The sequence below is a fragment of the Streptomyces sp. NBC_01723 genome (assembly GCF_036246005.1).
In the GTDB taxonomy this organism is placed as follows: Bacteria; Actinomycetota; Actinomycetes; order Streptomycetales; family Streptomycetaceae; genus Streptomyces.
Genome location: NZ_CP109171.1, coordinates 4,994,857 through 5,017,854 on the forward strand (window position 1 = coordinate 4,994,857; position 22,998 = coordinate 5,017,854).

General features: G+C 72.6%; 21 protein-coding genes, 1 pseudogene and 1 riboswitch. Of the genes and pseudogenes, 16 read left to right on the forward strand and 6 right to left on the reverse strand.

The window, feature by feature from the left end; translation table 11 throughout:
• Window positions 1-268: 268 nt before the first annotated feature.
• The 6 genes from OIE75_RS23245 to OIE75_RS23270 all read left to right on the forward strand — a co-directional run bounded on the left by OIE75_RS23245 (window position 269) and on the right by OIE75_RS23270 (window position 8,753).
• Entirely contained in the window at window positions 269-1,258 is a 990-nt protein-coding gene (locus OIE75_RS23245; RefSeq protein ID WP_307014697.1) for a malate dehydrogenase, read from the forward strand.
• A 235-nt stretch (window positions 1,259-1,493) separates the two neighbouring features.
• The gene (locus tag OIE75_RS23250) at window positions 1,494-3,023 is read left to right on the forward strand and encodes an aldehyde dehydrogenase family protein (RefSeq protein WP_329472023.1); all 1,530 of its coding nucleotides are present in this window, start codon (window positions 1,494-1,496) and stop codon (window positions 3,021-3,023) included.
• 58 nt (window positions 3,024-3,081) lie between these two features.
• On the forward strand, window positions 3,082-4,614 hold the full coding sequence (locus OIE75_RS23255; RefSeq protein ID WP_329472024.1) for a GMC family oxidoreductase: 1,533 nt from the start codon (window positions 3,082-3,084) through the stop codon (window positions 4,612-4,614).
• Entirely contained in the window at window positions 4,611-5,849 is a 1,239-nt protein-coding gene (locus tag OIE75_RS23260) for a quaternary amine ABC transporter ATP-binding protein (RefSeq protein WP_329472025.1), read from the forward strand. The genes OIE75_RS23255 and OIE75_RS23260 overlap by 4 nt, the downstream gene beginning before the upstream one ends.
• Window positions 5,849-7,795: an ABC transporter permease gene (locus OIE75_RS23265; protein WP_329472027.1), complete on the forward strand. Its 1,947-nt coding sequence runs from the start codon at window positions 5,849-5,851 to the stop codon at window positions 7,793-7,795. Before OIE75_RS23260 ends, OIE75_RS23265 begins: the two co-directional genes overlap by 1 nt.
• 1 nt (window position 7,796) lies before the next feature.
• The gene (locus OIE75_RS23270; protein ID WP_307014702.1) at window positions 7,797-8,753 is read left to right on the forward strand and encodes an ABC transporter substrate-binding protein; all 957 of its coding nucleotides are present in this window, start codon (window positions 7,797-7,799) and stop codon (window positions 8,751-8,753) included.
• Window positions 8,754-8,756: 3 nt separating this feature from the next.
• On the opposite strand, the pseudogene OIE75_RS23275 reads toward OIE75_RS23270, so the two are convergent.
• The 3 genes and pseudogenes from OIE75_RS23275 to OIE75_RS23285 all read right to left on the reverse strand — a co-directional run.
• Window positions 8,757-8,888, reverse strand: a pseudogene (locus OIE75_RS23275) (isocitrate lyase/phosphoenolpyruvate mutase family protein); the annotation flags it as partial.
• Between the two features lie 44 nt (window positions 8,889-8,932).
• Window positions 8,933-9,379: a carboxymuconolactone decarboxylase family protein gene (locus tag OIE75_RS23280; protein ID WP_307014703.1), complete on the reverse strand. Its 447-nt coding sequence runs from the start codon at window positions 9,377-9,379 to the stop codon at window positions 8,933-8,935.
• On the reverse strand, window positions 9,376-9,918 hold the full coding sequence (locus tag OIE75_RS23285) for a carboxymuconolactone decarboxylase family protein (RefSeq protein WP_329472028.1): 543 nt from the start codon (window positions 9,916-9,918) through the stop codon (window positions 9,376-9,378). Before OIE75_RS23285 ends, OIE75_RS23280 begins: the two co-directional genes overlap by 4 nt.
• Window positions 9,919-9,965: 47 nt before the next feature.
• Here OIE75_RS23285 and pdxR point away from each other — a divergent pair, with 47 nt between their 5' ends.
• The 6 genes from pdxR (at window position 9,966) to OIE75_RS23315 (ending at window position 16,563) form a co-directional block, all read left to right on the forward strand.
• Window positions 9,966-11,354 (forward strand): MocR-like pyridoxine biosynthesis transcription factor PdxR, encoded by a 1,389-nt coding sequence (gene pdxR, locus OIE75_RS23290; protein WP_307014705.1) that lies wholly within the window; start codon window positions 9,966-9,968, stop codon window positions 11,352-11,354.
• A gap of 78 nt (window positions 11,355-11,432) precedes the next feature.
• Window positions 11,433-11,780: a hypothetical protein gene (locus tag OIE75_RS23295; protein WP_307014706.1), complete on the forward strand. Its 348-nt coding sequence runs from the start codon at window positions 11,433-11,435 to the stop codon at window positions 11,778-11,780.
• Between the two features lie 4 nt (window positions 11,781-11,784).
• Complete coding sequence (locus tag OIE75_RS23300) at window positions 11,785-12,969, forward strand: glutathionylspermidine synthase family protein (RefSeq protein WP_329472029.1); 1,185 nt, start codon at window positions 11,785-11,787, stop codon at window positions 12,967-12,969.
• A 134-nt stretch (window positions 12,970-13,103) separates the two neighbouring features.
• Window positions 13,104-13,190, forward strand: a riboswitch (ZMP/ZTP riboswitch).
• A gap of 29 nt (window positions 13,191-13,219) precedes the next feature.
• Window positions 13,220-14,665, forward strand: coding sequence for a glycine hydroxymethyltransferase (locus OIE75_RS23305; protein ID WP_329472030.1), 1,446 nt, complete (start codon window positions 13,220-13,222; stop codon window positions 14,663-14,665).
• Window positions 14,666-14,792: 127 nt separating this feature from the next.
• Complete coding sequence (gene trpS / locus OIE75_RS23310; RefSeq protein ID WP_307014710.1) at window positions 14,793-15,806, forward strand: tryptophan--tRNA ligase; 1,014 nt, start codon at window positions 14,793-14,795, stop codon at window positions 15,804-15,806.
• A gap of 178 nt (window positions 15,807-15,984) precedes the next feature.
• Complete coding sequence (locus tag OIE75_RS23315) at window positions 15,985-16,563, forward strand: 2'-5' RNA ligase family protein (RefSeq protein WP_329472031.1); 579 nt, start codon at window positions 15,985-15,987, stop codon at window positions 16,561-16,563.
• 25 nt (window positions 16,564-16,588) lie between these two features.
• On the opposite strand, the gene OIE75_RS23320 is transcribed toward OIE75_RS23315, so the two are convergent.
• Window positions 16,589-17,344 (reverse strand): decaprenylphospho-beta-D-erythro-pentofuranosid-2-ulose 2-reductase, encoded by a 756-nt coding sequence (locus tag OIE75_RS23320; RefSeq protein ID WP_122615855.1) that lies wholly within the window; start codon window positions 17,342-17,344, stop codon window positions 16,589-16,591.
• Between the two features lie 16 nt (window positions 17,345-17,360).
• Window positions 17,361-18,722 (reverse strand): FAD-binding oxidoreductase, encoded by a 1,362-nt coding sequence (locus OIE75_RS23325; protein ID WP_307014714.1) that lies wholly within the window; start codon window positions 18,720-18,722, stop codon window positions 17,361-17,363.
• Between the two features lie 133 nt (window positions 18,723-18,855).
• On the opposite strand from OIE75_RS23325, the gene OIE75_RS23330 reads away from it, so the two are divergent.
• The 4 genes from OIE75_RS23330 to OIE75_RS23345 are packed head-to-tail and all read left to right on the forward strand — an operon-like array spanning window position 18,856 to window position 21,710.
• Window positions 18,856-19,365 (forward strand): phosphatase PAP2 family protein, encoded by a 510-nt coding sequence (locus OIE75_RS23330; protein ID WP_122615857.1) that lies wholly within the window; start codon window positions 18,856-18,858, stop codon window positions 19,363-19,365.
• A complete protein-coding gene (locus tag OIE75_RS23335) occupies window positions 19,358-20,308 on the forward strand; it encodes a decaprenyl-phosphate phosphoribosyltransferase (protein WP_307014716.1) in 951 nt (316 codons plus the stop codon). Before OIE75_RS23330 ends, OIE75_RS23335 begins: the two co-directional genes overlap by 8 nt.
• On the forward strand, window positions 20,302-20,772 hold the full coding sequence (locus tag OIE75_RS23340; RefSeq protein ID WP_307014717.1) for a GtrA family protein: 471 nt from the start codon (window positions 20,302-20,304) through the stop codon (window positions 20,770-20,772). The genes OIE75_RS23335 and OIE75_RS23340 overlap by 7 nt, the downstream gene beginning before the upstream one ends.
• The gene (locus OIE75_RS23345; protein WP_329472032.1) at window positions 20,760-21,710 is read left to right on the forward strand and encodes a YihY/virulence factor BrkB family protein; all 951 of its coding nucleotides are present in this window, start codon (window positions 20,760-20,762) and stop codon (window positions 21,708-21,710) included. Before OIE75_RS23340 ends, OIE75_RS23345 begins: the two co-directional genes overlap by 13 nt.
• On the opposite strand, the gene OIE75_RS23350 is transcribed toward OIE75_RS23345, so the two are convergent.
• On the reverse strand, window positions 21,658-22,932 hold the full coding sequence (locus OIE75_RS23350) for a D-alanyl-D-alanine carboxypeptidase family protein (protein ID WP_329472033.1): 1,275 nt from the start codon (window positions 22,930-22,932) through the stop codon (window positions 21,658-21,660). The genes OIE75_RS23345 and OIE75_RS23350 overlap by 53 nt on opposite strands.
• Window positions 22,933-22,998: the final 66 nt, after the last annotated feature.

Here is a 22,998-nt window from a genome sequence, read left to right on the forward strand (position 1 = left end):
GTACCCCCACGGGAGTCCGGCAACGGTATCCCCCGAAACGGCGGTCGCCTTCGTCCCCCCTCTCCCGGACGGGCGGCCGCCTTTCCGTTGCCCGCCCGCACGCCCGGTGGAGCCGGGACGCGCCTGTGGGCCGGGCCACACCGACCCGGACGTCCCGGACACCGCGGGCGCGATAGCCTGACGGCCGGATCGGTCTCTTGGTATCAAGAGATCGATCAAATGCCCGGGGCAGGGACGCCCCACCGCCAGCTGTCATACGGAGAACGCCATGACCCGCACTCCCGTGAACGTCACCGTCACCGGCGCGGCCGGCCAGATCGGTTACGCCCTGCTCTTCCGCATCGCCTCCGGCCAGCTGCTCGGCGCGGACGTGCCGGTCAAGCTCCGCCTCCTGGAGATCACCCCGGCGCTCAAGGCCGCCGAGGGCACCGCGATGGAGCTGGACGACTGCGCGTTCCCGCTCCTCCAGGGCATCGAGATCACCGACGACCCGAACGTCGCCTTCGACGGCGCCAACGTCGCCCTCCTCGTCGGCGCCCGCCCCCGCACCAAGGGCATGGAGCGCGGCGACCTCCTGGAGGCCAACGGCGGCATCTTCAAGCCGCAGGGCAAGGCCATCAACGACCACGCCGCGGACGACATCAAGGTCCTCGTCGTCGGCAACCCGGCCAACACCAACGCCCTGATCGCCCAGGCCGCCGCCCCGGACGTACCCGCGGAGCGCTTCACCGCGATGACCCGCCTGGACCACAACCGCGCGCTGACCCAGCTCGCGAAGAAGACGGGCTCGACGGTCGCCGACATCAAGCGCCTGACCATCTGGGGCAACCACTCCGCCACCCAGTACCCGGACATCTTCCACGCCACCATCGCCGGCAAGAACGCCGCCGAGACCGTCAACGACGAGAAGTGGCTGGCCGAGGACTTCATCCCGACCGTCGCCAAGCGCGGCGCGGCCATCATCGAGGCCCGCGGCGCCTCGTCGGCCGCCTCCGCCGCCAACGCCGCCATCGACCACGTGCACACGTGGGTCAACGGCACCGCCGACGGCGACTGGACCTCCATGGGCATCCCCTCGGACGGTTCCTACGGCGTCCCGGAGGGCCTCATCTCCTCCTTCCCGGTCACCACCAAGGACGGCAAGTACGAGATCGTCCAGGGTCTCGACATCAACGAGTTCTCCCGCGCCCGCATCGACGCCTCCGTCAAGGAGCTGTCGGAGGAGCGCGACGCGGTCCGCGGTCTCGGCCTCCTCTGAGCCCACCCCGCCCGCAGACGGGCCCCGCTCCGGTTCGACTGGAGCGGGGCCCGTCCCCGTTTCCGGCCCGTCCCGGGTCCGTTACACACCCTTTATGCCTTTCCTCCGTGATGCGCCGCACTTTCGATGACCGAATCGGCATGCATGAGGGGCGGTTGGGCAGGGGCTCACGGTCCCCGGGAGTGACACACGTGTGACACAGGGGCGTTGATCAGGAACGGAAGGCAATCCCACCATGGCGAACAGCACGGAAACCCAGGCGGACCGGGGGCACCGGACCATCCACGCCGGCGGCCGGTGGCTGGCCGCGTCCTCCGGCGCGACCCGCGACATCCTCGACCCCGCCGACGGCCTGCCCTTCGCCGTGGTCGCGGAGGGCGACGAGAAGGACACGGACCTGGCGGTGGCCGCCGCCCGGCGGGCGTTCGACGAAGGGCCGTGGCCGCACACCCCGGTCGCCGAGCGGGCCGCCCTGCTGCGCCGCGTCGCCGACCTCCTCGTGCGCGACCGCGAGACCCTCGGCCTGTTGGAGAGCCGCGACGCGGGCAAGACGGTCGAGGAGGGGCGCGTCGACATCGACTGCGTCGCCGACGCCTTCCGCTACTTCGCCGACCTGGTCGCCGGCGAGGCCCCCGGCCGGGTCGTCGACGCGGGTTCGCCCGAGATCCACAGCGTCGTGGTGCACGAGCCGGTCGGCGTCTGCGCCATGATCACGCCCTGGAACTATCCGCTCCTCCAGGCCAGCTGGAAGATCGCCCCGGCCCTCGCCGCCGGCAACACCTTCGTGATCAAGCCGAGCGAGATCACCCCGCTCACCACCGTCGCCCTGATCGACCTGCTCGTCGAGGCCGGCCTCCCCACCGGCGTCGCGGGCATCGTCACCGGTCCCGGCCACACGGTCGGCGCCCGGCTCGCCGAGCATCCCGACGTCGACCTGGTCTCCTTCACCGGCGGTCTGGTCAGCGGCACCAAGGTCGCCCAGGCCGCGGCCGTCACCGTCAAGAAGGTCGCCCTCGAACTCGGCGGCAAGAACCCCAACGTCGTCTTCGCCGACGCCTGCGCGACCGAGGAGGGCTTCGACACCGCCGTCGACCAGGCCCTCAACGCCGCCTTCATCCACAGCGGGCAGGTCTGCTCCGCCGGTGGCCGCCTCATCATCGAGGAGTCGGTCCGCGAACGCTTCGTCGCCGAACTCGCCCGCCGTGCCGCCAGGATCCGCCTCGGCCGCGGCACCGAGGACGGCGTCGAGTGCGGCCCGCTCGTCTCCGAGCAGCAGCGCGCCAAGACCGAGGACTTCGTCGCCTCCGCCCTCGCCGAGGGCGCCGTGCTGCGCAGCGGCGGCAAGCGCCCCGAGCCGTCCCCCCAGCGGCCCGAGAGCGGCTACTTCTACGAGCCGACCGTCCTCGACCAGTGCCACCGCGAGATGCGGGTCGTCCGGGAGGAGGTCTTCGGACCGGTCCTCACCGTCGAGACCTTCCGCACCGAGGACGAAGCCATAGCCCTGGCCAACGACACCGAGTACGGTCTGGCCGGTGCCGTCTGGACCGCCGACGCGGGACGGGCCCGCCGGGTCGCGGGCCGGCTGCGGCACGGCACCGTCTGGATCAACGACTTCCACCCCTACCTGCCCCAGGCGGAGTGGGGCGGCTTCGGCAAGAGCGGCGTGGGCCGCGAACTCGGCCCCGCGGGCCTGGCCGAGTACCGCGAGAGCAAGCACGTCTACCAGAACCTCGCGCCGAAGCCCGTCCGCTGGTTCACCGGCTGATATCGCGCACCTCCACGCATCTCCCCGCACCATCCGCTCGCCCCACTGGAGTACCCCCATGCCAGATACCACTCACGTCTACGACTACGTCGTCATCGGCGGTGGCACGGCGGGATCGGTGATCGCCTCACGGCTCACCGAGAACCCGGACGTCACCGTCGCCGTCATCGAGGGCGGCCCCAGCGACGTCGGCCGCGACGACGTACTCACCCTGCGCCGCTGGATGGGCCTGCTCGGCGGCGAACTGGACTACGACTACCCCACCACCGAGCAGCCGCGCGGCAACTCGCACATCCGGCACAGCCGCGCCCGCGTGCTCGGCGGCTGCTCCTCGCACAACACCCTCATCGCCTTCAAGCCGCTGCCGTCCGACTGGGACGAGTGGGAGGCCGCGGGCGCCAAGGGCTGGGGCGCGGTGCAGATGGAGGCCTACTACGCGCGGCTGAAGAACAACATCGTCCCCGTCGACGAGAAGGACCGGAACGCCATCGCCCGGGACTTCGTCGACTCCGCGCAGAAGGCGCTCGAGGTCCCCCGGATCGACGGCTTCAACGAGAAGCCGTTCACCGAGGGCGCCGGCTTCTTCGACCTCGCCTACCACCCCGAGAACAACAAGCGGTCGTCCGCCTCGGTGGCGTACCTGCACCCGGTGATGGACGAGCGCCCCAACCTCACCCTCATGCTGGAGACCTGGGCCCACAGGCTCCAGCTCGACGGCACCCGCGCCGAGGGCGTCCACGTCCGCACCAAGGACGGCGAGGAGATCCTGGTCAAGGCCCGGGGCGAGGTCGTGCTGTGCGCCGGGGCGGTCGACTCGCCGCGCCTGCTGCTGCACTCCGGCATAGGCCCCCGCCAGGACCTCGAAGCGCTCGGCATACCCGTGGCGCTCGATTTGCCCGGCGTCGGCGAGAACCTGCTCGACCACCCCGAATCGGTGATCGTGTGGGAGACCGACGGCCCCATCCCGGACAACTCCGCGATGGACTCCGACGCCGGTCTCTTCGTGCGCCGCGACCCCGAACACGCGGGCCCCGACCTGATGTTCCACTTCTACCAGATACCGTTCACGGACAACCCGGAGCGCCTCGGCTACGAACGCCCGGAGTTCGGCGTCTCGATGACCCCGAACATCCCCAAGCCGAAGTCCCGCGGCCGCCTCCACCTCACCAGCGCCGACCCGTCCGTGAAGCCCGCCCTGGACTTCCGCTACTTCACCGACGAGGACGACTACGACGGCCGCACCCTCGTCGACGGCATCAGGATCGCCCGCGAGATCGCGAAGACGCAGCCGCTGGCCGGCTGGCTCAAGCGCGAGGTCTGCCCCGGCCCGGACGTCACCGGTGACGAGGAGCTGAGCGAGTACGCCCGCAAGGTCGCCCACACCGTCTACCACCCGGCGGGCACCTGCCGGATGGGCGCCGCCACCGACGAACAGGCCGTCGTCGACCCCGAGCTGCGCATCCGCGGCCTGGAGGGCATCCGCATCGCCGACGCCTCCGTCTTCCCGACCATGCCCGCCGTGAACCCGATGATCGGCGTTCTCATGGTCGGCGAGCGCGCCGTCGAGCTGATCGGTGGTGACGCCCGATGAGTACCACCACCAGCGCCGGCACGCCGCCGGGTACGGACGAGAGCGCGGCTCCCGTCTTCTCCGTGGACGGCCTGTGGAAGGTCTTCGGCCCCAAGGCCGACCGCGTCCCCGCCGACCCCGATCTGGCCGCCCTGAGCCCGGCCGAGCTGCGCTCGCGCACCGGCTGCACGGCCGCCGTGGCCGACGTCTCCTTCGACGTCCGCAAGGGCGAGGTCTTCGTCGTCATGGGCCTGTCCGGCTCCGGCAAGTCCACCCTCGTACGCTGCCTGACCCGGCTCATCGAGCCGACCGCCGGCTCCATCGCCATCGACGGCGAGGACGTCCGCGCCATGGACAAGTCCCGGCTGCGCGAACTGCGCCGCCACCGCGCCGCGATGGTCTTCCAGCACTTCGGCCTGCTGCCGCACCGCACGGTCCTCGACAACGTGGCCTACGGCCTGGAGGTCCAGGGCGTCGGCCGCGCCGAGCGCCGCGAGCGCGCCGCCGCCATCGTCGCCAAGGTGGGCCTGGAGGGCCTGGAACAGCGCCGCCCCGGCCAGCTCTCCGGCGGACAGCGCCAGCGCGTCGGCCTCGCCCGCGCCCTCGCCGTCGACCCCGAGGTGCTGCTCTTCGACGAGCCGTTCAGCGCCCTCGACCCGCTGATCCGGCGGGACATGCAGGAGGAGGTCGTCCGGCTGCACCGCGAGGAGGGCCGCACGATGGTCTTCATCACCCACGACCTCCAGGAAGCCCTCAAGCTCGGCGACCGCATCGCCCTGATGCGCGACGGGCGCGTGGTCCAGCTCGGCACCCCGGAGGAGATCGTCGGCTCGCCCGCCGACGACTACGTCCGCGAGTTCGTCCGCGACGTCCCGCGCGAGCAGGTCCTCACCGTCCGTACGGCGATGCGCCCCGCCTCCTCGTCCGACGAGGCCGGCACCGGCCCCGCGATCCGCCCCGAGGCCACCGTCTCCGAGGCCATCGAGGCGGTCGCCCGCGCCGGCTCCCCGGCCCGAGTCATGTCCGACGGCCGCTGCCTGGGCGTGGTCGACGCGGAATCCCTGCTGTCGGTGGTGGCGGGCACGACGACCGCGGCCGCTGCGGCCGAGCCCGCCGCAGCGGACAGAGCCGACGCACCCGACGCGGCTGCGGGCAGTCGTGCCGCCGGGGCGGTACCCGTCCCACAGGGAGCGGCACCGGCCAAGCGCCGCGAGCCGACCACCCCGCCCTCCGCCACCCCGGAGGAGCCCGCGTAATGGCAACGATCACCGCACAGGCCCAAAGGGCCGCCCCGCCGGGCTTCCTCACCCACCCCGCCGTCCGCAAGCTCCTCACCCTCGCGGTGCTCGCCGCGATCCTCGTCCCCCTGGCCGTCACCCAGTGGGGCGGAGCCACCTGGCCGAGCGCGCTGACCGTCGACGTCTCCGAGCCGCTCGGCAAGGCCAGCGACTGGATCATCGACAACCGCGACAGCCACCCCCTGTTCCTCTACTTCTTCGGCCACGTCAGCAACGTCGTCGTCCTCGCCGTACGTGCCGTGTACCTCGCCCTCCTCGCCGTCGGCTGGGCCGGGGTCACCGCGATCGGCGCCCTGGTCGCCTGGCGTGTGGCCGGCGTGAAGCTGGCGCTCGGCACCGCCGCCGCGTTCCTGGCCTGCGGCCTGCTCGGCATGTGGGTGCCGACCATGCAGACCCTCGCCCTGATGGTCGTCGCCGTCCTCGCGTCGGTCGTCGTGGGCGCCCTGCTGGGCCTCGCCGCCGGCCTGTCCGACCGGATGGACCGCGTGCTGCGCCCGGTGCTCGACACCATGCAGGTGCTGCCCGCCTTCGCCTACCTCCTCCCCGTCGTCCTGGTCTTCGGCATCGGCGTCCCCGCCGCCGTCCTGGCCACCGTCGTCTACGCCGCTCCGCCCATGGCCCGGCTCACCTCGCTGGGCCTGCGCGGCGCCGACAGGGAGGTCCTGGAGGCCGTCGAGTCCCTCGGCACCACCGCCCGCCAGCGGCTGCTGACCGCCCGCGTCCCGCTGGCCCGCAAGGAACTCCTGCTCGGCGTCAACCAGACGATCATGATGGCGCTCTCCATGGCCGTCATCGCCTCCGTCATCGGCGCCGGCGGCCTCGGTGACCGCGTCTACCAGGCGCTCGCCTCGGTCGACGTCGGCGCCGCCCTCGCGGCCGGCATCCCGATCGTGCTGCTCGCCGTCGTCCTGGACCGGGTGACCTGCGCGGCGGGGGAGGAGCGGCTCGGGGAGCCCGGCAGGTCGCCGCTGACCTGGCTGTACGCCCTGGCCGTCGCCGCGGCCGTCGCCATCGCCGGACGCGTCGCCGGCTTCCTGGAGTGGCCCGACGGCTGGGAGGTGAACATCGCCGAGCCCGTCAACCGGGCCGTCGACTGGATGACCGCCCACCTGTACTCCGGCGTGCCCGTCGTCGGCGGTACCGCCGACTGGGCCGCGCACTTCACCAGCTGGGTCCTCAACCCGGTCCGGGACGGCCTGCAGTGGCTGCCGTGGTGGTCGGTGCTCCTCGTCGTGGCCGCCCTCGCGTGGCTGATCGGCACCTGGCGCACCGCGCTCACCGCCGTCCTCGCCATGGCCGCGATCGGTGTGCTCGGCGTGTGGAACCCGTCCCTGGACACGCTCTCGCAGGTGCTCGCGGCCGTCGCCGTGACCCTCGTCCTCGGCTTCGCGACGGGTATCGCCGCCGCCCGCAGCGAGCGGTTCGAACGCCTGCTGCGGCCGGTCCTGGACGTCTTCCAGACCATGCCGCAGTTCGTGTACCTGATCCCCGTCGTCGCCCTGTTCGGCGTGGGACGGGCGCCCGCGGTGGCCGCCGCGGTCGTCTACGCCCTTCCGGCCGTCGTCCGCATCACCGCCCAGGGCCTGCGCCAGGTCGACCCGGCCGCCCTGGAGGCGGCCCGCTCGCTCGGTGCCACCAGCGGACAGCAGCTGCGCCAGGTCCAGCTCCCGCTGGCCCGCCGGTCGCTGCTGCTCGCCGTCAACCAGGGCGTCGTCCTGGTCCTCGCCGTCGTCATCATCGGCGGCCTGGTCGGCGGTGGCGCGCTCGGCTACCAGGTCGTCTTCGGCCTGGCCCAGGGCGACCTGGCGAGCGGTCTGGTGGCCGGCGCGGCCATCGTCTGCCTCGGCCTGATGCTCGACCGGGTCACCCAGCCCACCGAACGCCGCGCGAGAAAGGGAGCCTGACATGCGCGTACGTACCACCGCGGCCGTCGCCTCGGCCGCCGCGCTGACCCTGCTCACCGGCTGCGGCGCCGCCGACATGACCAAGCAGGCGTCCCCGTTCGCCAACGCCCAGGGCGCGAAGACCGTCACCCTGTCCGTGCAGTCCTGGGTCGGCGCCCAGGCCAACGTGGCCGTCGCCCAGTACCTGCTGGAGCACGAGCTGGGCTACCGCGTCGACACCGTCCAGGTCGACGAGGTCCCCGCCTGGGACGCGCTCAGCCAGGGCCGCGTCGACGCCATCCTGGAGGACTGGGGCCACCCCGAGCAGGAGCAGCGGTACGTCAAGGACAAGAAGACCATCGCCCCCGGCGGCGACCTCGGCGTCACCGGGCACATCGGCTGGTTCGTCCCGACGTACTTCGCGAAGAAGCACCCGGACGTCACCAACTGGAAGAACCTCAACAAGTACGCCGACCTGCTGCGCACCGCGGAGAGCGGCGGCAAGGGCCAGCTGATGGACGGCTCCCCGTCCTACGTCACCAACGACAAGGCCCTGGTGAAGAACCTGGACCTGGACTACGAGGTCGTCTTCGCGGGCTCCGAGGCCGCCCAGATCACCCAGATCAAGCAGTTCGCCAAGGAGAAGAAGCCCTTCCTCAGCTACTGGTACACGCCTCAGTGGCTGTTCGAGAAGGTCCCGATGACCGAGGTGAAGCTGCCCCCGTACAAGGAGGGCTGCGACGCCGACCCGGAGAAGGTCGACTGCGCCTACCCGGTCACCCCGCTCCAGAAGTACCTCAACGCCGACTTCGCGAAGAAGGGCGGCAAGGCGGCGGACCTCCTCAAGAGGTTCAAGTGGACGACCGAGGACCAGAACCAGGTCTCCCTGATGATCGCCGAGCAGAAGATGCGGCCCGAGGAGGCGGCGAAGAAGTGGGTGGACGGCCACGAGTCCGTCTGGAAGGAGTGGCTGTCCTGAGCCTCACCGCGTCAGCCGTGCCGCGATCTCCCGCACCGCCCCCACGGCGTGCCGCCGGAGACCCGGCCCGAACGTGACCCGGGTGGCCCCGAGTCCGCCGAGTACGGCGGGCGAGGGGCCCTCCCCGGGGCGCGCGAGCGTTCAGCCGGCCCCGGATCGGAACCGCTCGGCGCCGGTCGTCACCACCGCGTGCTCCCCGCCGGAATCCGCCGCGCGACCATGAGCCGGTTCCAGCTGTTGATCGCCGCGATCAGCCCGAGCAGGTGCGCCAGCCCGTCGGCGTCGAAGTGCCGCGCGGCCTCCTCGTACACCGCGTCCGGCACGAAGCCCCCGGTCAGCACCGTCACCGCCTCGGTCAGCGCCAGCGCGGCCCGCTCCCGCGCGTCGAAGACCTCACCGGCCTCCTCCCACGCGGCGAGCAGATCCAGCTGCCGCTCACTCACCCCGTGCTCGCGGGCGAGGCCCAGATGCATGTCGAGGCAGAAGGCGCAGTGGTTGAGCTGCGAGGCGCGGATCTGCACCAGCTCGGCGAGTCCGGCGTCACCGAGGCCCCGCTTGGCGGCCGCGCCCATCCCCTGGAGCGCCGAACGGACGCCGGCGTCCAGACGGGTCGTACGGGCCGTCACGCGTACTGGCCGGGCGTGTAGTGCCCCGGCGTCAGCCGGCAGGTCACCCCGAAGCGGTTCCAGGCGTTGATCACCGTGATCGCGGCGATCAGCTGCGCCAGCTCCGGCTCGTCGAAGTGCGCGGCGGCCTTCTCGTACACCGCGTCCGGCACGAAGCCTCCCCCAGACTTCGTCTGGGAGGCGCCCCCAGTCAGCACCGTCACCGCCTCGGTGAGCTCGATCGCCGCCAGCTCCTTCTCCGTGTAGAAGTGCCGCGACTCGTCCCAGGCGGCGAGCTGCACGATCCGCTCCACGCTCTCCCCGGCCGCCAGCGCGTCCTTGGTGTGCATGTCCAGGCAGAAGGCGCAGTGGTTCAGCTGGGAGGCGCGGATCTTCACCAGCTCCCCCAGCTTCGGGTCGAGCCCCTGCGTGGCGGCCTTGTCCAGGCGGAGCATCGCCTTCCAGACCTCGGGTGCGTGCTTGGCCCACTCCAGCCGGGGTGCGTGCTCGGCGGCGAAGGGCTCGGGGGCGGTGGCGGTGGTGTTCTCGTTCGTCGTCATGCCAGCGAGCGTAGAAGTGAGGCAGCCCAGGGGTATGGTCCATTCCCATGGCGAAATCTTGGGCCACTTTCGGCGTCGACCTGCATCTGGACCGCTCCGGCCCCGGCCTGCGCCGGAGCCTCACCGAGGCGCTGCGCGAGGCCGTCCGCGGCGGCCGGCTGGCCCCCGGCACCCGGCTGCCCTCCTCCCGCTCGCTCGCCGCCGACCTGGGCGTGGCCCGCAACACGGTCGCCGAGGTCTACGCCGACCTGATCGCCGAGGGCTGGCTCGCCGCCCGGCAGGGCTCCGGCACCCGGGTCGCCGACCGCACGCCTGCCGCCCCCGCACACCGCCCGGCACCCCACCCGCGCGAGCCGGGCCGCCCCGCCTACGACCTCGTCCCCGGCACGCCCGAACTCGCCTCCTTCCCCCGCGCCCAGTGGCTCAGGGCCGCCCGCCGCGCCCTGTCCGCCGCCCCCGACCAGGCCCTCGGCTACGGCGACCCACGCGGCCGCGTGGAACTGCGCACGGCGCTCGCCGGATACCTGTCCCGCGCGCGGGGCGTGCACGCCGACCCCGACCGGATCGTGGTGTGCGCCGGCTTCCTCGGCGGCCTCGGCGTCCTCGCCGAACTGCTGCGCCGCCGGGCCGGGAACGCCGTCGCCGTCGAGTCCTACGGCCTGCCCCACCACCGCCGGCTGCTCCGGCGAGCGGGCTGTGACACGCCCCCGCTGCCCTTCGGCGACCGCGGCACCCTCCCGCCCGACGACGCGGCCGCCGCGGGCGCGGTCCTGCTGACCCCCTCCCACCAGTTCCCCCTCGGCCTTCCGCTGCTCCCCGAGCGCCGGACGGCGCTGATCGACTGGGCCCGCCGCACCGGCGGACTGGTCCTGGAGGACGACTACGACGGGGAGTTCCGCTACGACCGCCAGCCCGTCGGCGCCCTCCAGGGCCTCGACCCCGACCGCGTCGTCTACCTCGGCACCGCCAGCAAGTCCCTCGCCCCCGGCCTGCGCCTGGGCTGGCTGGTGCTGCCGCCCGCGCTCGTCGAGGAGGTCATGGACGGCATGGCGGGCCGCACCCCGGGCGTCCTCGACCAGCTGACCCTCGCCGAGTTCCTGGGCTCCGGCGACTACGACCGCCACGTCCGCTCCGCCCGCCTGCGCTACCGGCGCCGCCGCGACGCCCTGGTCGCCGCCCTCGCCGAACGGGCGCCCGGTGTCCGCGTCACCGGCATCGCCGCCGGACTCCACGCCGTCCTCGAACTGCCGCCCGGCACCGAGAAGCAGACCGTCCGCGCCGCCGCCTGGCACGGACTCGCGGTCCACGGCCTCTCCATGTTCCGGCACCCCGACGCCGACGTCCCCCCGCTGGACGCCCTCGTCGTCGGCTACGGCACCCCGCCCGACCACGCCTGGGCGGGGGCCCTGGACGCCCTGTGCCGGGCGCTGCCGTAAAGTCCACCCGCGACGGGGGCCGTACACTCGATCGGCCCAACTGTCGTACAACCGCACGGACAACGGGGAGACGAGGAAATGGCAGAGACCCGGCGACGGCTGCGGTCGAGCACCGTGGTGCTCGGTGGCATGGGAATGCTCGCGGCGGCCCTGAGCGCATGCGGCTCGGACCCCGACCGCCGGTGCGTGGACCGCGACAGCTACGACTACCTCAACGGCTACAAGGTCGTCTCCGACAAGAACTGCAAGTCGGGCTCCTCCGGCAGTTCGTACGGCAAGGGCGGCAAGAAGCGGACCTCGGCCGACGCCGACTGGTACTACGACGCCGACGTGAGCGGCGGCTGGGCCGACGACGGCACCTTCAGCCGGTCCGAGGCCGTGGACCGGGGCGGCTTCGGCTGCTCGGGCGGCAGCGGCGGAGGCTGAGCGCGTGGAACGCCGCACCATCACCCCGCGCACCGGCTGGCAGGAGACCGTCGAGGAACAGGGCCTGATCTACCCCCTGACCCGCTACCCCGACGGCTCCCTGCGCCCCTACTGGGACGAGAGCGCCCACTACGTCTTCTCCCTGCCGGAGGTCGAGGCGCTGGAGGAGGTCGTCGAGGAACTCCACCGCATGTGCCTGGCCGCCGCCGAGCACATCGTCACCCACGACCGCTTCGCCGACCTGGGCATCACCGACCCCCGTATCGTCCGGGCGGTCACCGAGGCCTGGCACCGCCGCGCCGAACTCCCCTCCGTCTACGCCCGCTTCGACCTGCGCTACGACGGCACCGGGCCCGCCAAGCTCCTGGAGTACAACGCGGACACCCCGACCTCCCTGGTCGAGGCCGCGTCCCCGCAGTGGTTCTGGATGGAGGAGTGCTTCCCCGGCGCCGACCAGTGGAACAGCCTGCACGAGCGCCTGGTCGACGCCTGGAAGAAGCAGGCCGCGCTGCTCCCGCCCGGCAACCCCCTGTACTTCGCGCACTCCTCGGACGACGAACTCGGCGAGGACCTGATGACGGTCGCCTACCTCAAGGAGACCGCCGAACAGGCCGGCCTGGAGACCGACTGGATCTCCATGGAGGAGATCGGCTGGGACCGCCTCTCCGGCCGCTTCGTCGACAACAAGCTGCGCTTCATCCGCAGCCTCTTCAAGCTCTACCCCTGGGAGTGGCTCACCACCGACCGCTTCGCCGGCCACGTCCTGGACACCCTCGACAACGGCGGCGGCACGGGCACCACCCTGTGGATCGAGCCCGCCTGGAAGATGCTGCTCAGCAACAAGGCCCTGCTGGCCATCCTCTGGGAGCTGTACCCGGACCACCCCAACCTCCTGCCGGCCTACCTGGACGGCCCCCGCGAGCTGTCCCGCACCACCGGCTGGGTCGCCAAGCCCCTGCTGGGCCGCGAGGGCGCGGGCGTCACGATCCACGAACCGGGCACCGCCCCCGCCTCCCGCGACGAGCCGTGCTGCTACCAGGCACTGGCCCCCCTCCCCGACTTCGACGGCAACCGCGTCGTCCTGGGCGCCTGGGTGGTGGAGAACGAGTCGGCGGGCCTGGGCATACGGGAGTCGTCAGGACTCGTGACCGACGAGTACGCCAGGTTCCTGCCCCACGTGATCCTTTGAGCGCCGGTTGGATGAGCGCCCCCTGGGGGCGCGGGGCTGTGGCATGTGTGGCTCCGCCGCGTGGGCGCGACCAGCCACGACGAAGCCGCACTCCGCGACGGACAGCTACCCCGCAGACGCTTTCCGGTAGCCTGGCCCCGGGCCGTGACTGGCGCGCAAGGATGGGATGAACCATCGGGAAGCGGCCCGAAGGACAAGTGCCGAGCGCCTGGGCCGACCTGAACGCTGATTCCAACGTCCGGAGGCCCCCGTGTCCGCAGACCTCACCCCCGAGTCCGTCGCCTACCGCGCCGCGCTGCAAGCGATCCGCGCCGTCGAGCCCCGCGTCGCCGACGCCATCGGCCAGGAGGTCGCCGACCAGCGCGAGATGCTCAAGCTGATCGCCTCGGAGAACTACGCCTCCCCGGCCACCCTCCTCGCGATGGGCAACTGGTTCAGCGACAAGTACGCCGAGGGCACCATCGGCCGCCGCTTCTACGCCGGCTGCCGCAACGTCGACACCGTCGAGTCCCTCGCCGCCGAGCACGCCCGCGAACTCTTCGGCGCCCGGCACGCCTACGTCCAGCCGCACTCCGGCATCGACGCCAACCTGGTCGCCTTCTGGGCCGTCCTCGGCGCCCGCGTCGAGGTGCCCTTCCTGGAGAAGACGGGCGCCCGCCAGGTCAACGACCTGACCGACGCGGACTGGGCCGAGCTGCGCCAGGCCTTCGGCAACCAGCGGATGCTCGGCATGTCCCTGGACGCCGGCGGCCACCTCACCCACGGCTTCCGTCCCAACATCTCCGGCAAGATGTTCGACCAGCGCTCCTACGGCACCGACCCGGCCAGCGGCCTCATCGACTACGAGGCCCTGCGCGCCTCCGCCCGCGAGTTCAAGCCGCTGATCATCGTCGCGGGCTACTCGGCGTACCCCCGTCTGGTGAACTTCCGGATCATGCGCGAGATCGCCGACGAGGTCGGCGCGACCCTCATGGTCGACATGGCGCACTTCGCCGGCCTCGTCGCGGGCAAGGTCCTCACCGGCGACTTCGACCCGGTCCCGCACGCCCAGATCGTGACGACGACCACCCACAAGTCGCTGCGCGGCCCGCGCGGCGGCATGGTCCTGTGCGACGACTCCCTCAAGGACCAGGTCGACCGCGGCTGCCCGATGGTGCTCGGCGGCCCGCTCCCGCACGTCATGGCCGCCAAGGCCGTCGCCCTCGCCGAGGCCAGGCAGCCCGCGTTCCAGGACTACGCCCAGCGCATCGTCGACAACGCCCGCGCCCTCGCCGAGGGCCTGATGCGGCGCGGCGCCACCCTGGTCACCGGCGGCACGGACAACCACCTCAACCTGATCGACGTGGCGTCCTCCTACGGCCTCACCGGCCGCCAGGCCGAGGCCGCCCTCCTCGACTCCGGCATCGTCACCAACCGCAACGCCATCCCGTCCGACCCGAACGGCGCCTGGTACACGTCCGGCATCCGCATCGGCACCCCGGCCCTCACCACCCGCGGCCTGGGCACGGCGGAGATGGACGAGGTCGCGGGCCTGATCGACCGCGTCCTGACGACCACGGAACAGGGCACGACGAAGTCGGGCGCCCCGTCGAAGGCGTCCCACGTCCTGGACGAGAAGGTGGCGGAGGAGATCGCCCAGCGGGCGACGGACCTGGTGGCGGGCTTCCCCCTGTACCCGGAGATCGACCTGGGCTGAGAGCGCCCCGTCAGGGGCGCGGGGCCGTGTCGATGTGCGGCTGCCGCCGCGTGGGCGCGACCAGCCACGAACGGCCCGCAGTTCCCCACGCACAGAACCCGCCGATCTCTCTGAGAGAATGATGGGCATGGCGAATGACCAGCCCCGCGTGCTCTCCGGAATCCAGCCCACCGCAGGCTCGTTCCACCTCGGCAACTACCTCGGCGCCGTCCGCCAGTGGGTGGCCCTCCAGGAGACCCACGACGCGTTCTACATGGTCGTCGACCTGCACGCGATCACGGTCCCGCAGGACCCGAAGGAACTGCGGGCCAACACCCGGCTGGCCGCCGCCCAGCTCCTGGCGGCCGGCCTGGACCCGGACCGCTGCACGCTCTTCGTGCAGAGCCACGTCCCCGAGCACGCCCAGCTCGCCTGGATCATGAACTGCCTCACCGGCTTCGGCGAGGCCGGCCGCATGACCCAGTTCAAGGACAAGTCCGCCAAGCAGGGCGCCGAACGCGCCTCCGTCGGCCTGTTCACGTACCCGATCCTCCAGGTCGCGGACATCCTGCTCTACCAGGCCAACGAGGTCCCGGTCGGCGAGGACCAGCGCCAGCACATCGAGCTGACCCGCGACCTGGCCGAGCGCTTCAACGGCCGCTTCGGCGAGGCGTTCACCGTGCCCTCCCCGTACATCCTCAAGGAGACGGCGAAGATCTACGATCTCCAGGACCCGTCGATCAAGATGAGCAAGTCGGCGTCCACGCCGAAGGGCCTGATCAACCTCCTGGACGAGCCCAAGGCCACCGCGAAGAAGGTGAAGAGCGCGGTCACCGACACGGACACCGTGATCCGCTTCGACCGCGAGCACAAGCCGGGCGTCAGCAACCTCCTGTCGATCTACTCGGTGCTCACCGGCACGGCGATCGCCGAGCTGGAGGAGAAGTACGTCGGCAAGGGCTACGGCGCACTCAAGACGGACCTCGCCGACGTCATGGTCGAGTTCGTGACCCCGTTCCGGGAGCGCACCCAGCAGTACCTGGACGACCCGGAGACGCTGGACTCGATCCTGGCCAAGGGCGCCGAGAAGGCACGCGCCGTCGCCGCCGAGACCCTCTCGCGGACGTACGACATGGTGGGCTTCCTGCCCGCCAAGCACTGACCCGGGGCCACCGCCCCGCCCTGGTCCCGGCCCCGCCGTGCGCCCCGGCACGCCGCCGTAGCGCTGCACATCACTCCGGTTGCGCCTGCCCCGGACACGGTCGTGGCCGTACAGTCGATAGCCGGGTGTCCGACACAACGACACATACGACGAGTGACACGTAACGACGGGAGACGACGTGGGGACCGTAACGATCGGCGTGTCGATCGCGGTCCCGGAGCCTCACGGCAGCCAGCTCCAGCAGCTGCGCGCGGGCTTCGGCGACGCCGCTGCTCACGGCATCCCCACGCACGTCACCCTGCTGCCGCCGACCGAGGTCGACGGCAGCGTGCTGCCCGCGGTCGAGGCGCACCTTGCGGAGGTGGCGGCGCGCGGCCGGCCCTTCCCGATGCGGCTGTCCGGCACCGGGACCTTCCGTCCGCTGTCGCCCGTGGTCTTCGTCCAGGTGGTCGAGGGCGCCGCGGCCTGCTCCTGGCTCCAGAAGCGGGTGCGCGACGCGTCCGGTCCCGTTGCACGCGAACTGCAGTTCCCGTACCACCCGCACGTCACGGTGGCGCACGGCATCGAGGAAGCGGCGATGGACCGCGCCTACGAGGAGCTGTCCGATTACGCCGCCCAGTGGTCCTGCACGGGCTTCGCGCTCTACGAGCAGGGTCCCGACGGAGTGTGGCGCAAGCTGCGCGAGTTCCCCTTCGGCAGCGCCACGGTGCCCCCGCAGGCCGGGCGCGTGGAGAGCGGCTCGCTGCCCGGCGGGTGATCCGAGCCCACCCGGCGGCCGGACGTCACACGGGCAGCCGCCGGAACAGCGTCCGCGGCAGGTGCCGCACCGCCGACATCACCACCCGCAGCGCGCCGGGCACCCACACCGTCTCCGAGCGCCGCCGCAGCCCCAGCTCGATCGCCGTGGCGACGGCCTCGGGCGTCGTGGCGAGCGGCGCCTCCTCCATCCCGGCGGTCATCCGCGACCGCACGAACCCGGGGCGTACGACCATGACGTGCACGCCCGTGCCGTGCAGCGCGTCGCCGAGGCCCTGCGCGAAGGCGTCCAGGCCGGCCTTGCTGGAGCCGTAGATGAAGTTGGCGCGCCTGGCCCGTTCGCCGGCCACCGAGGAGAGCACGACCAGGGAGCCGTGGCCCTGCGCCTGGAGCGCGCGGGCGCTGACCAGGCCGGCCGAGACCGCGCCGGTGTAGTTGGTCTGCGCGACCCGCACGGCGTTCAGCGGCTCGCGCTCGTCGTGCGCCTGGTCGCCCAGGATGCCGAAGGCCAGCAGCACCAGGTCGACGTCGCCCTCGGCGAAGACCTTGCCGAGCGCCGCCTCGTGGGACTCGGGGTCGAGCGCGTCGAAGGCGACGGTGCGCACCTCGGCGCCGAGGCCGCGCAGCTGCTCGGCGGCCGCGTCCAGGGCGGGGGAGGGCCGGCCGGCCAGCCACACCGTGCGGGTGCGGCGGGCCACCAGACGGCGTGCGGTGGCGAGCGCGATCTCGGACGTACCGCCGAGGACGAGCAGGGACTGGGGGAGGCCGAAGGCGTCCTTCACGACAGCTCCAGAGGGGTCAGAGGGTGAGGCGGCGGGCCAGGTCGGACACGAACACCCCGCGCGGGTCCAGCTCCGCGCGCAGCGCGCGGAAGTCGTCGAGGCGCGGGTACATCGCGGCGAGCAGTTCGGGCCGCAGCCGCGAGTCCTTGGCGAGGTAGACCCGGCCGCCCGCCCGCGCGACCTCCTCGTCCAGCTCGTCCAGGAAGGTGCCGAGGCCGGGCAGGCCCGCCGGGATGTCCAGGGCCAGGGTCCAGCCGGGCACGGGGAAGGAGAGCCAGCCCGGGTCGGCCTCGCCGAACCGCTTGAGGACGGCGAGGAAGGACGGGCAGCGGCGGTCCGAGATGCGCCGCACGATCCGGCGCAGGGCGTCCTCCCGGCCCTCGCCGACGACGAACTGGTACTGCACGAAGCCGCCGCGGCCGTAGATCCGGTTCCAGTGCGGGACGCCGTCCAGGGGGTGGAAGAAGGTGGAGATCCGCTGGAGCCGGCCCCGGCTGAACCGGGGGGACTTGCGGTACCACACCTCGTTGAACAGGCCCACCGTGGTCCGGCCGAGGAGCCCGTCGGGGACGAGGTCGGGGGCGGCCGGGAGGCGGGAGGTGCGGAAGGCCAGCGGCGCCCGCCGTGCGCGGGAGCGGGCGGGCAGGGCGTCCAGCGGGGCGTGGTCGCCGCGGGTGAGCACCGCGCGGCCGGTCGCCCTGCCGCGCGCGAGGAGGTCGATCCAGGCGACCGAGTAGCGGTAGCGGTGGTCGGTGGCCGTCAGACGGGCCATCAGGTCGTCCAGGTCGTCGGCGCGCTCGGTGTCGACGGACATCAGCGCGGTCTCGACCGGGTGGAGCCGCAGCGTCGCGGTGAGGATCACCCCGGTCAGGCCCATGCCTCCGGCGGTCGCGTCGAACAGGGGCGTGCCCGGGGTGACGGTGCGGACCCCGCCGTCGGCGGTGAGCAGCTCCAAGGAGACCACGTGCCGCGCGAAGGACCCCGACACGTGGTGGTTCTTGCCGTGGATGTCCGCGCCGATCGCCCCGCCGACCGTGACGTAGCGGGTGCCGGGCGTCACCGGCACGAACCAGCCGAGCGGCAGCAGCACCTCCATCAGGTGGTGCAGGGAGACGCCCGCGTCGCAGAGCACGGTGCCGCCGGCGACGTCGACGGCGTGCACCTGGTCCAGGGCGGTCATGTCCAGCACGGCGCCCCCCGCGTTCTGCGCGGCGTCCCCGTACGCCCGTCCCAGCCCCCGCGCGATGCCGCCGCGGGCCCCGCAGTCCCGGACGGCCAGGGCGGCCTCCTGGTACGTCCGCGGGCGGATCAGACGGGCCGCGGTGGGCGCGGTGCGGCCCCAGCCGGTGACGGGACCCCAGTCGGTGTCGGCAGACATGCCGGTGACCGTATCGCCCCTGTGCGAACGATTAGTTCCAAAACGTGACGCATATACCCGAAACGGGTGATTAATGGTATGTCGCTCGATCGTGCCGTCCTTCCGGTCCGGCGGGCGGGAACAGTGAGTCGGCATGGACGACCTCGACGACATGGACCACCGGATCGTCACGGCGCTCAGAGCCTGCGGCACGGACCCGCGCGTGGCCGGCGCCGCACGCGCCCTGTCCTGGGCCGGGGAGCACGCGGCCCTGTGGCTCGCCGCGGGTCTCGCCGGAGCCGCAGTGGACCGCGCGCGGCGGGGGGCCTGGCTGCGCGGCACCGCGCTCACCGCGGGCGCCCACGTCGTCAGCATGGCCCTGAAGCGGGTCGTGCGCCGTCCGCGCCCGGCACACGTCGTGCCCCTGGTGCGCACCGCCGGACGGCACTCGTTCCCCAGCTCCCACGCCACCTCGGCCGCGGCCGCCGCGGTCGCCTTCGGCGCGCTCGGCGTGCCCGCGGTCCGGCCGCTGGCCGCCGCGGTGTGCGCCTCTCGGCTGGTCGTCGGGGTCCACTACCCCTCGGACGTCGCGGCCGGCGCGGCCCTGGGCGCGCTCACGGCCCGGCTCGGCGCCCGCTGGATGCGAGGAGGCACCCGTGACTGACACGGCCGTCCTGGGACAACGCGCCCCGCAGCGGCCGGGGGAGCCCGCGACGCCCCGCGCGAAGGGCGTGCTGAGCGGCCTGCTCCGGACCGCACGCCCCCGCCAGTGGGTCAAGAACGTCCTGGTCGTCGCCGCCCCGGCCGCCGCGGGCGAGCTGTTCTCGGTGCCCGCGCTGAGCCGGCTCGCCCTGGTCTTCGTGCTGTTCACCGCCTGCGCCTCCGCCGTCTACCTCGTCAACGACGCCCGCGACGCCGAGGCCGACCGCGCCCACCCGGTCAAGCGGCACCGCCCGGTCGCGGCCGGACAGGTCCCGGTGCCGCTCGCGTACGCCGTCGGCGGCCTCCTGGGCGTTCTCGCGCCCCTCGTCGCGGCCTGGCTGTGCCCGCCGTCCGTCGCGGCCCTGCTGACCGCCTACCTCGCGATGCAACTGGCGTACTGCGTCACCCTCAAGCACGTCCTCGTCGTCGACCTGGCCGTCGTCACCACCGGCTTCCTGATGCGGGCGATGATCGGCGGACTCGCGCTCGGCATCCCCCTGTCGCGCTGGTTCCTCATCACGACCGGCTTCGGCGCGCTGTTCATGGTCGCCGCCAAGCGGTACTCCGAGGCCGTCCAGATGGCCGGGCAGGCGGGCGCCACCCGCGCGCTGCTCACCGAGTACACCACCGGCTACCTCCGCTTCGTCTGGCAGCTCGCGGCCGGTGTCGCCGTCCTCGGCTACTGCCTGTGGGCCATGGAGGAGGGCGGCGTCCCGCACACCAGCGTGCTGCCCTGGCGCCAGCTGTCCATGGTCGCCTTCGTCCTCGCCGTCCTGCGCTACGCCGTCTTCGCCGACCGCGGCACCGCGGGCGAACCCGAGGACGTCGTCCTGCGCGACCGGGCGCTCGCGCTGATCGGCGTGGTCTGGGTGGCGATGTACGGCCTGGCGGTGGCCAATTGGTAGCCGACCGGCGCGAGCTGGCCGGCTTCGCCTCCGTGGGCCTGCTCGCCTACGCCGTCGACCTCGGCCTCTTCACCTGCCTGCGCGGTCCCGCGGGCCTCGGTCCGCTCGGCGCCAAGACGCTGTCCTTCGTGGCCGGCTGCGCGGTGGCGTACGCGGGCAACGCGCTGGGCACCTACCGGCACACCCGCCCCCGGGGACTGCGCCCCTGCGCCGTGTTCGTCGCGGTGAACCTCGCCGGTGCCGGCGTGCAACTGCTGTGCCTGACCGTCAGCCACTACGGCCTCGGCCTCACCTCACAGCGCGCCGACACCGTCTCCGGCGCCGGAATCGGCATGGTCCTGGGCACGATCCTGCGCTTCTGGGGCACAAGAACACTGGTCTTCCGGGCCGCAGACGGATCCGGTGGCCCGACGAGATCATGGACCGGGACGAGCGGGGGCAGGGTCGGATCATGGACTGGCTGAAGAAGCTCCCCCTCGTGGGACCGTGGATCGCGCGCCTGATGACCACGCACGCGTGGCGCTCGTACGAACGGCTCGACCGGGTGAAGTGGGCACGGCTGGCCGCCGCCATGACCTTCACCAGCTTCGTCGCGCTCTTCCCGCTGCTGAGCCTGGCCGCCGCCGTGGCCGCCGCCACGCTCAGCAAGGAGCAGCAGGACCAGCTCCAGGACAAGATCGCCGAGCAGATCCCCGGCATCGCCGACCAGCTGAACATCCAGGGCCTGGTGGACAACGCCGGCACCGTCGGCCTCATCTCCGGCCTGCTGCTGCTCTTCACCGGCATGGGCTGGGTCGAGGCCACCCGGGGCTGTCTGCGCGCCGTCTGGGAGCTGCCCGACGAGGAGGAGAACCCGGTCCTGCACCGGGCCAAGGACGCCGGCGTGCTGATCGGTCTCGGCGGCGCGCTGCTGATCACCGTCGCCATCTCCACCGTCGCCTCGGCGCTGGTGGGCTGGATCATCCGCTCGATCGGCCTGGCCGAGGGCGGCGTCGGCGGCGTCCTGCTCTACATCGCCGCCTTCGCGGTGGCCGTCCTCGCCGACTTCCTCCTGCTGCTGTACGTGCTGACGCTGCTCCCCGGCGTCCACCCCGAGCGCCGCCGTCTGGTCGTCGCGGCGCTGATCGGCGCGATCGGCTTCGAACTGCTGAAGCTGCTGATCAGCGGCTACATCCAGGGGGTCGCGGCGAAGAGCATGTACGGCGCCTTCGGCGTCCCCGTGGCCCTGCTGCTGTGGATCAACTTCACCTCGAAGCTGCTGCTGTTCGCGGCCTCCTGGACGGCGACCGGGAGCAAGGCGCAGGAGGCCGGGAGCGGGGACGACGGCGACGGTGCCGACGCCCCTGACGTCACGGGCGGGTCCGGCGGCGGACCAGGTCCGGCAGCGGCCACTTCCGGTTGACCAGGAACGCGCCGCCGGCCAGCAGCACCAGCACCCCCGCCGTGACACCGGCCGCGATCCCGACCCCGCCGGAGCCGTCCGAGGCCGTCGCGCCCGCCACCGGCCCGGTGCCCGCCGCGCCCTTCCCGGTGCCGCCGGCCTCTCCGGAGGCGTCCGGCCCGGGGCTCGCCTGTGCGGCGCTCTTCGGCCGGACCAGCTCGCCCACCGGCCGCGCCTTCCCGGCCGCCGCGAAGCCCCAGTCGAACAGGCGGGCCGTCTCCTTGTAGACCTCGTTGTGCTCGTCCTTGGCCGGGTTCATCACCGTGACGAGCAGCACCTTGCCGTTCCGTTCGGCGACGCCGGTGAAGGTGGCGCCCGCATTGGTGGTGTTGCCGTTCTTCACGCCCGCGATGCCCGGGTAGACCTCCATGTCCGAGTCGCCGGCCAGGAGCCGGTTGGTGTTCTGGATCTCGAAGGGGGTACGGGTCGTCTTGCCCTTCTTGTCCTTCTCCGTCTGGCCGGGGAACTTCGCGCGGACCGTCGAGGCGTACTCGCGGAAGTCCTTCTTCTGGAGCCCCGAGCGCGCGAACAGCGTCAGGTCGTACGCGGAGGAGACCTGGTGCGGCGCGTCGTAACCGTCGGGGCTGACCACGTTGGTGTCGAGGGCCTGGAGCTCCTCGGCGTGCTCGTTCATGTCCGCGACGGTCTTGTCGACGCCGCCGTTCATCGCGGACAGCACGTGCACGGCGTCGTTGCCGGAGCGCAGGAAGACCCCGAGCCACAGGTCGTGGACGGTGTAGGTCTCCTCCTCCTTGACGCCGACCAGGCTGGAGCCGGCGCCGATGCCCGCGAGGTCGGAGACCTCCACCTTGTGCTCGGTGGTCTTCGGCCACTTCGGCAGCAGCGTGTCGGCGAACAGCATCTTCAGGGTGCTCGCCGGGGCCAGCCGCCAGTGCGCGTTGTGCGCGGCGAGCACGTCGCCGGACTCGGCGTCGGCCACGATCCAGGAACGGGCGGTGATGTCCTTGGGCAGCACCGGCGCCCCGCCCGCCAGGTCCACCTGCGTGCCCGGCTTCCCCAGCCGCGCGCCGCCCATGGTCGACATCGACGCGGGGGGAGTGGGCGTCGGGCTCTTCGAGGGGTCGGGGGCCGCGAGGGCGGCGGGGGAGAGCACGGCGAGTGCGGTCAGGGAGGCGGAGGTGACCGACAGGGTTCGCCTGAGGGCCTTCTTGGGTGCGGGCACGAGCGAGAACGTACCTCCCGGGAGCGGGCCCTTCCCACCCCCCTCCCCACCCCGCGCACGGTTCAG

What these genes read in the sequence shown, in the direction of transcription:
- OIE75_RS23260 (WP_329472025.1), top strand. Translation starts at nt 4,611, where the DNA reads ATGAGTACCACCACCAGCGCCGGCACGCCGCCGGGTACGGACGAGAGC.
- OIE75_RS23265 (WP_329472027.1), top strand. Translation starts at nt 5,849, where the DNA reads ATGGCAACGATCACCGCACAGGCCCAAAGGGCCGCCCCGCCGGGCTTC.
- OIE75_RS23285 (WP_329472028.1), bottom strand. Translation starts at nt 9,918, where the DNA reads ATGACGACGAACGAGAACACCACCGCCACCGCCCCCGAGCCCTTCGCC.
- OIE75_RS23295 (WP_307014706.1), top strand. Translation starts at nt 11,433, where the DNA reads ATGGCAGAGACCCGGCGACGGCTGCGGTCGAGCACCGTGGTGCTCGGT.
- OIE75_RS23245 (WP_307014697.1), top strand. Translation starts at nt 269, where the DNA reads ATGACCCGCACTCCCGTGAACGTCACCGTCACCGGCGCGGCCGGCCAG.
- trpS (WP_307014710.1), top strand. Translation starts at nt 14,793, where the DNA reads ATGGCGAATGACCAGCCCCGCGTGCTCTCCGGAATCCAGCCCACCGCA.
- pdxR (WP_307014705.1), top strand. Translation starts at nt 9,966, where the DNA reads ATGGCGAAATCTTGGGCCACTTTCGGCGTCGACCTGCATCTGGACCGC.
- OIE75_RS23250 (WP_329472023.1), top strand. Translation starts at nt 1,494, where the DNA reads ATGGCGAACAGCACGGAAACCCAGGCGGACCGGGGGCACCGGACCATC.
- OIE75_RS23345 (WP_329472032.1), top strand. Translation starts at nt 20,760, where the DNA reads ATGGACTGGCTGAAGAAGCTCCCCCTCGTGGGACCGTGGATCGCGCGC.
- OIE75_RS23325 (WP_307014714.1), bottom strand. Translation starts at nt 18,722, where the DNA reads ATGTCTGCCGACACCGACTGGGGTCCCGTCACCGGCTGGGGCCGCACC.
- OIE75_RS23270 (WP_307014702.1), top strand. Translation starts at nt 7,797, where the DNA reads ATGCGCGTACGTACCACCGCGGCCGTCGCCTCGGCCGCCGCGCTGACC.
- OIE75_RS23255 (WP_329472024.1), top strand. Translation starts at nt 3,082, where the DNA reads ATGCCAGATACCACTCACGTCTACGACTACGTCGTCATCGGCGGTGGC.
- OIE75_RS23330 (WP_122615857.1), top strand. Translation starts at nt 18,856, where the DNA reads ATGGACGACCTCGACGACATGGACCACCGGATCGTCACGGCGCTCAGA.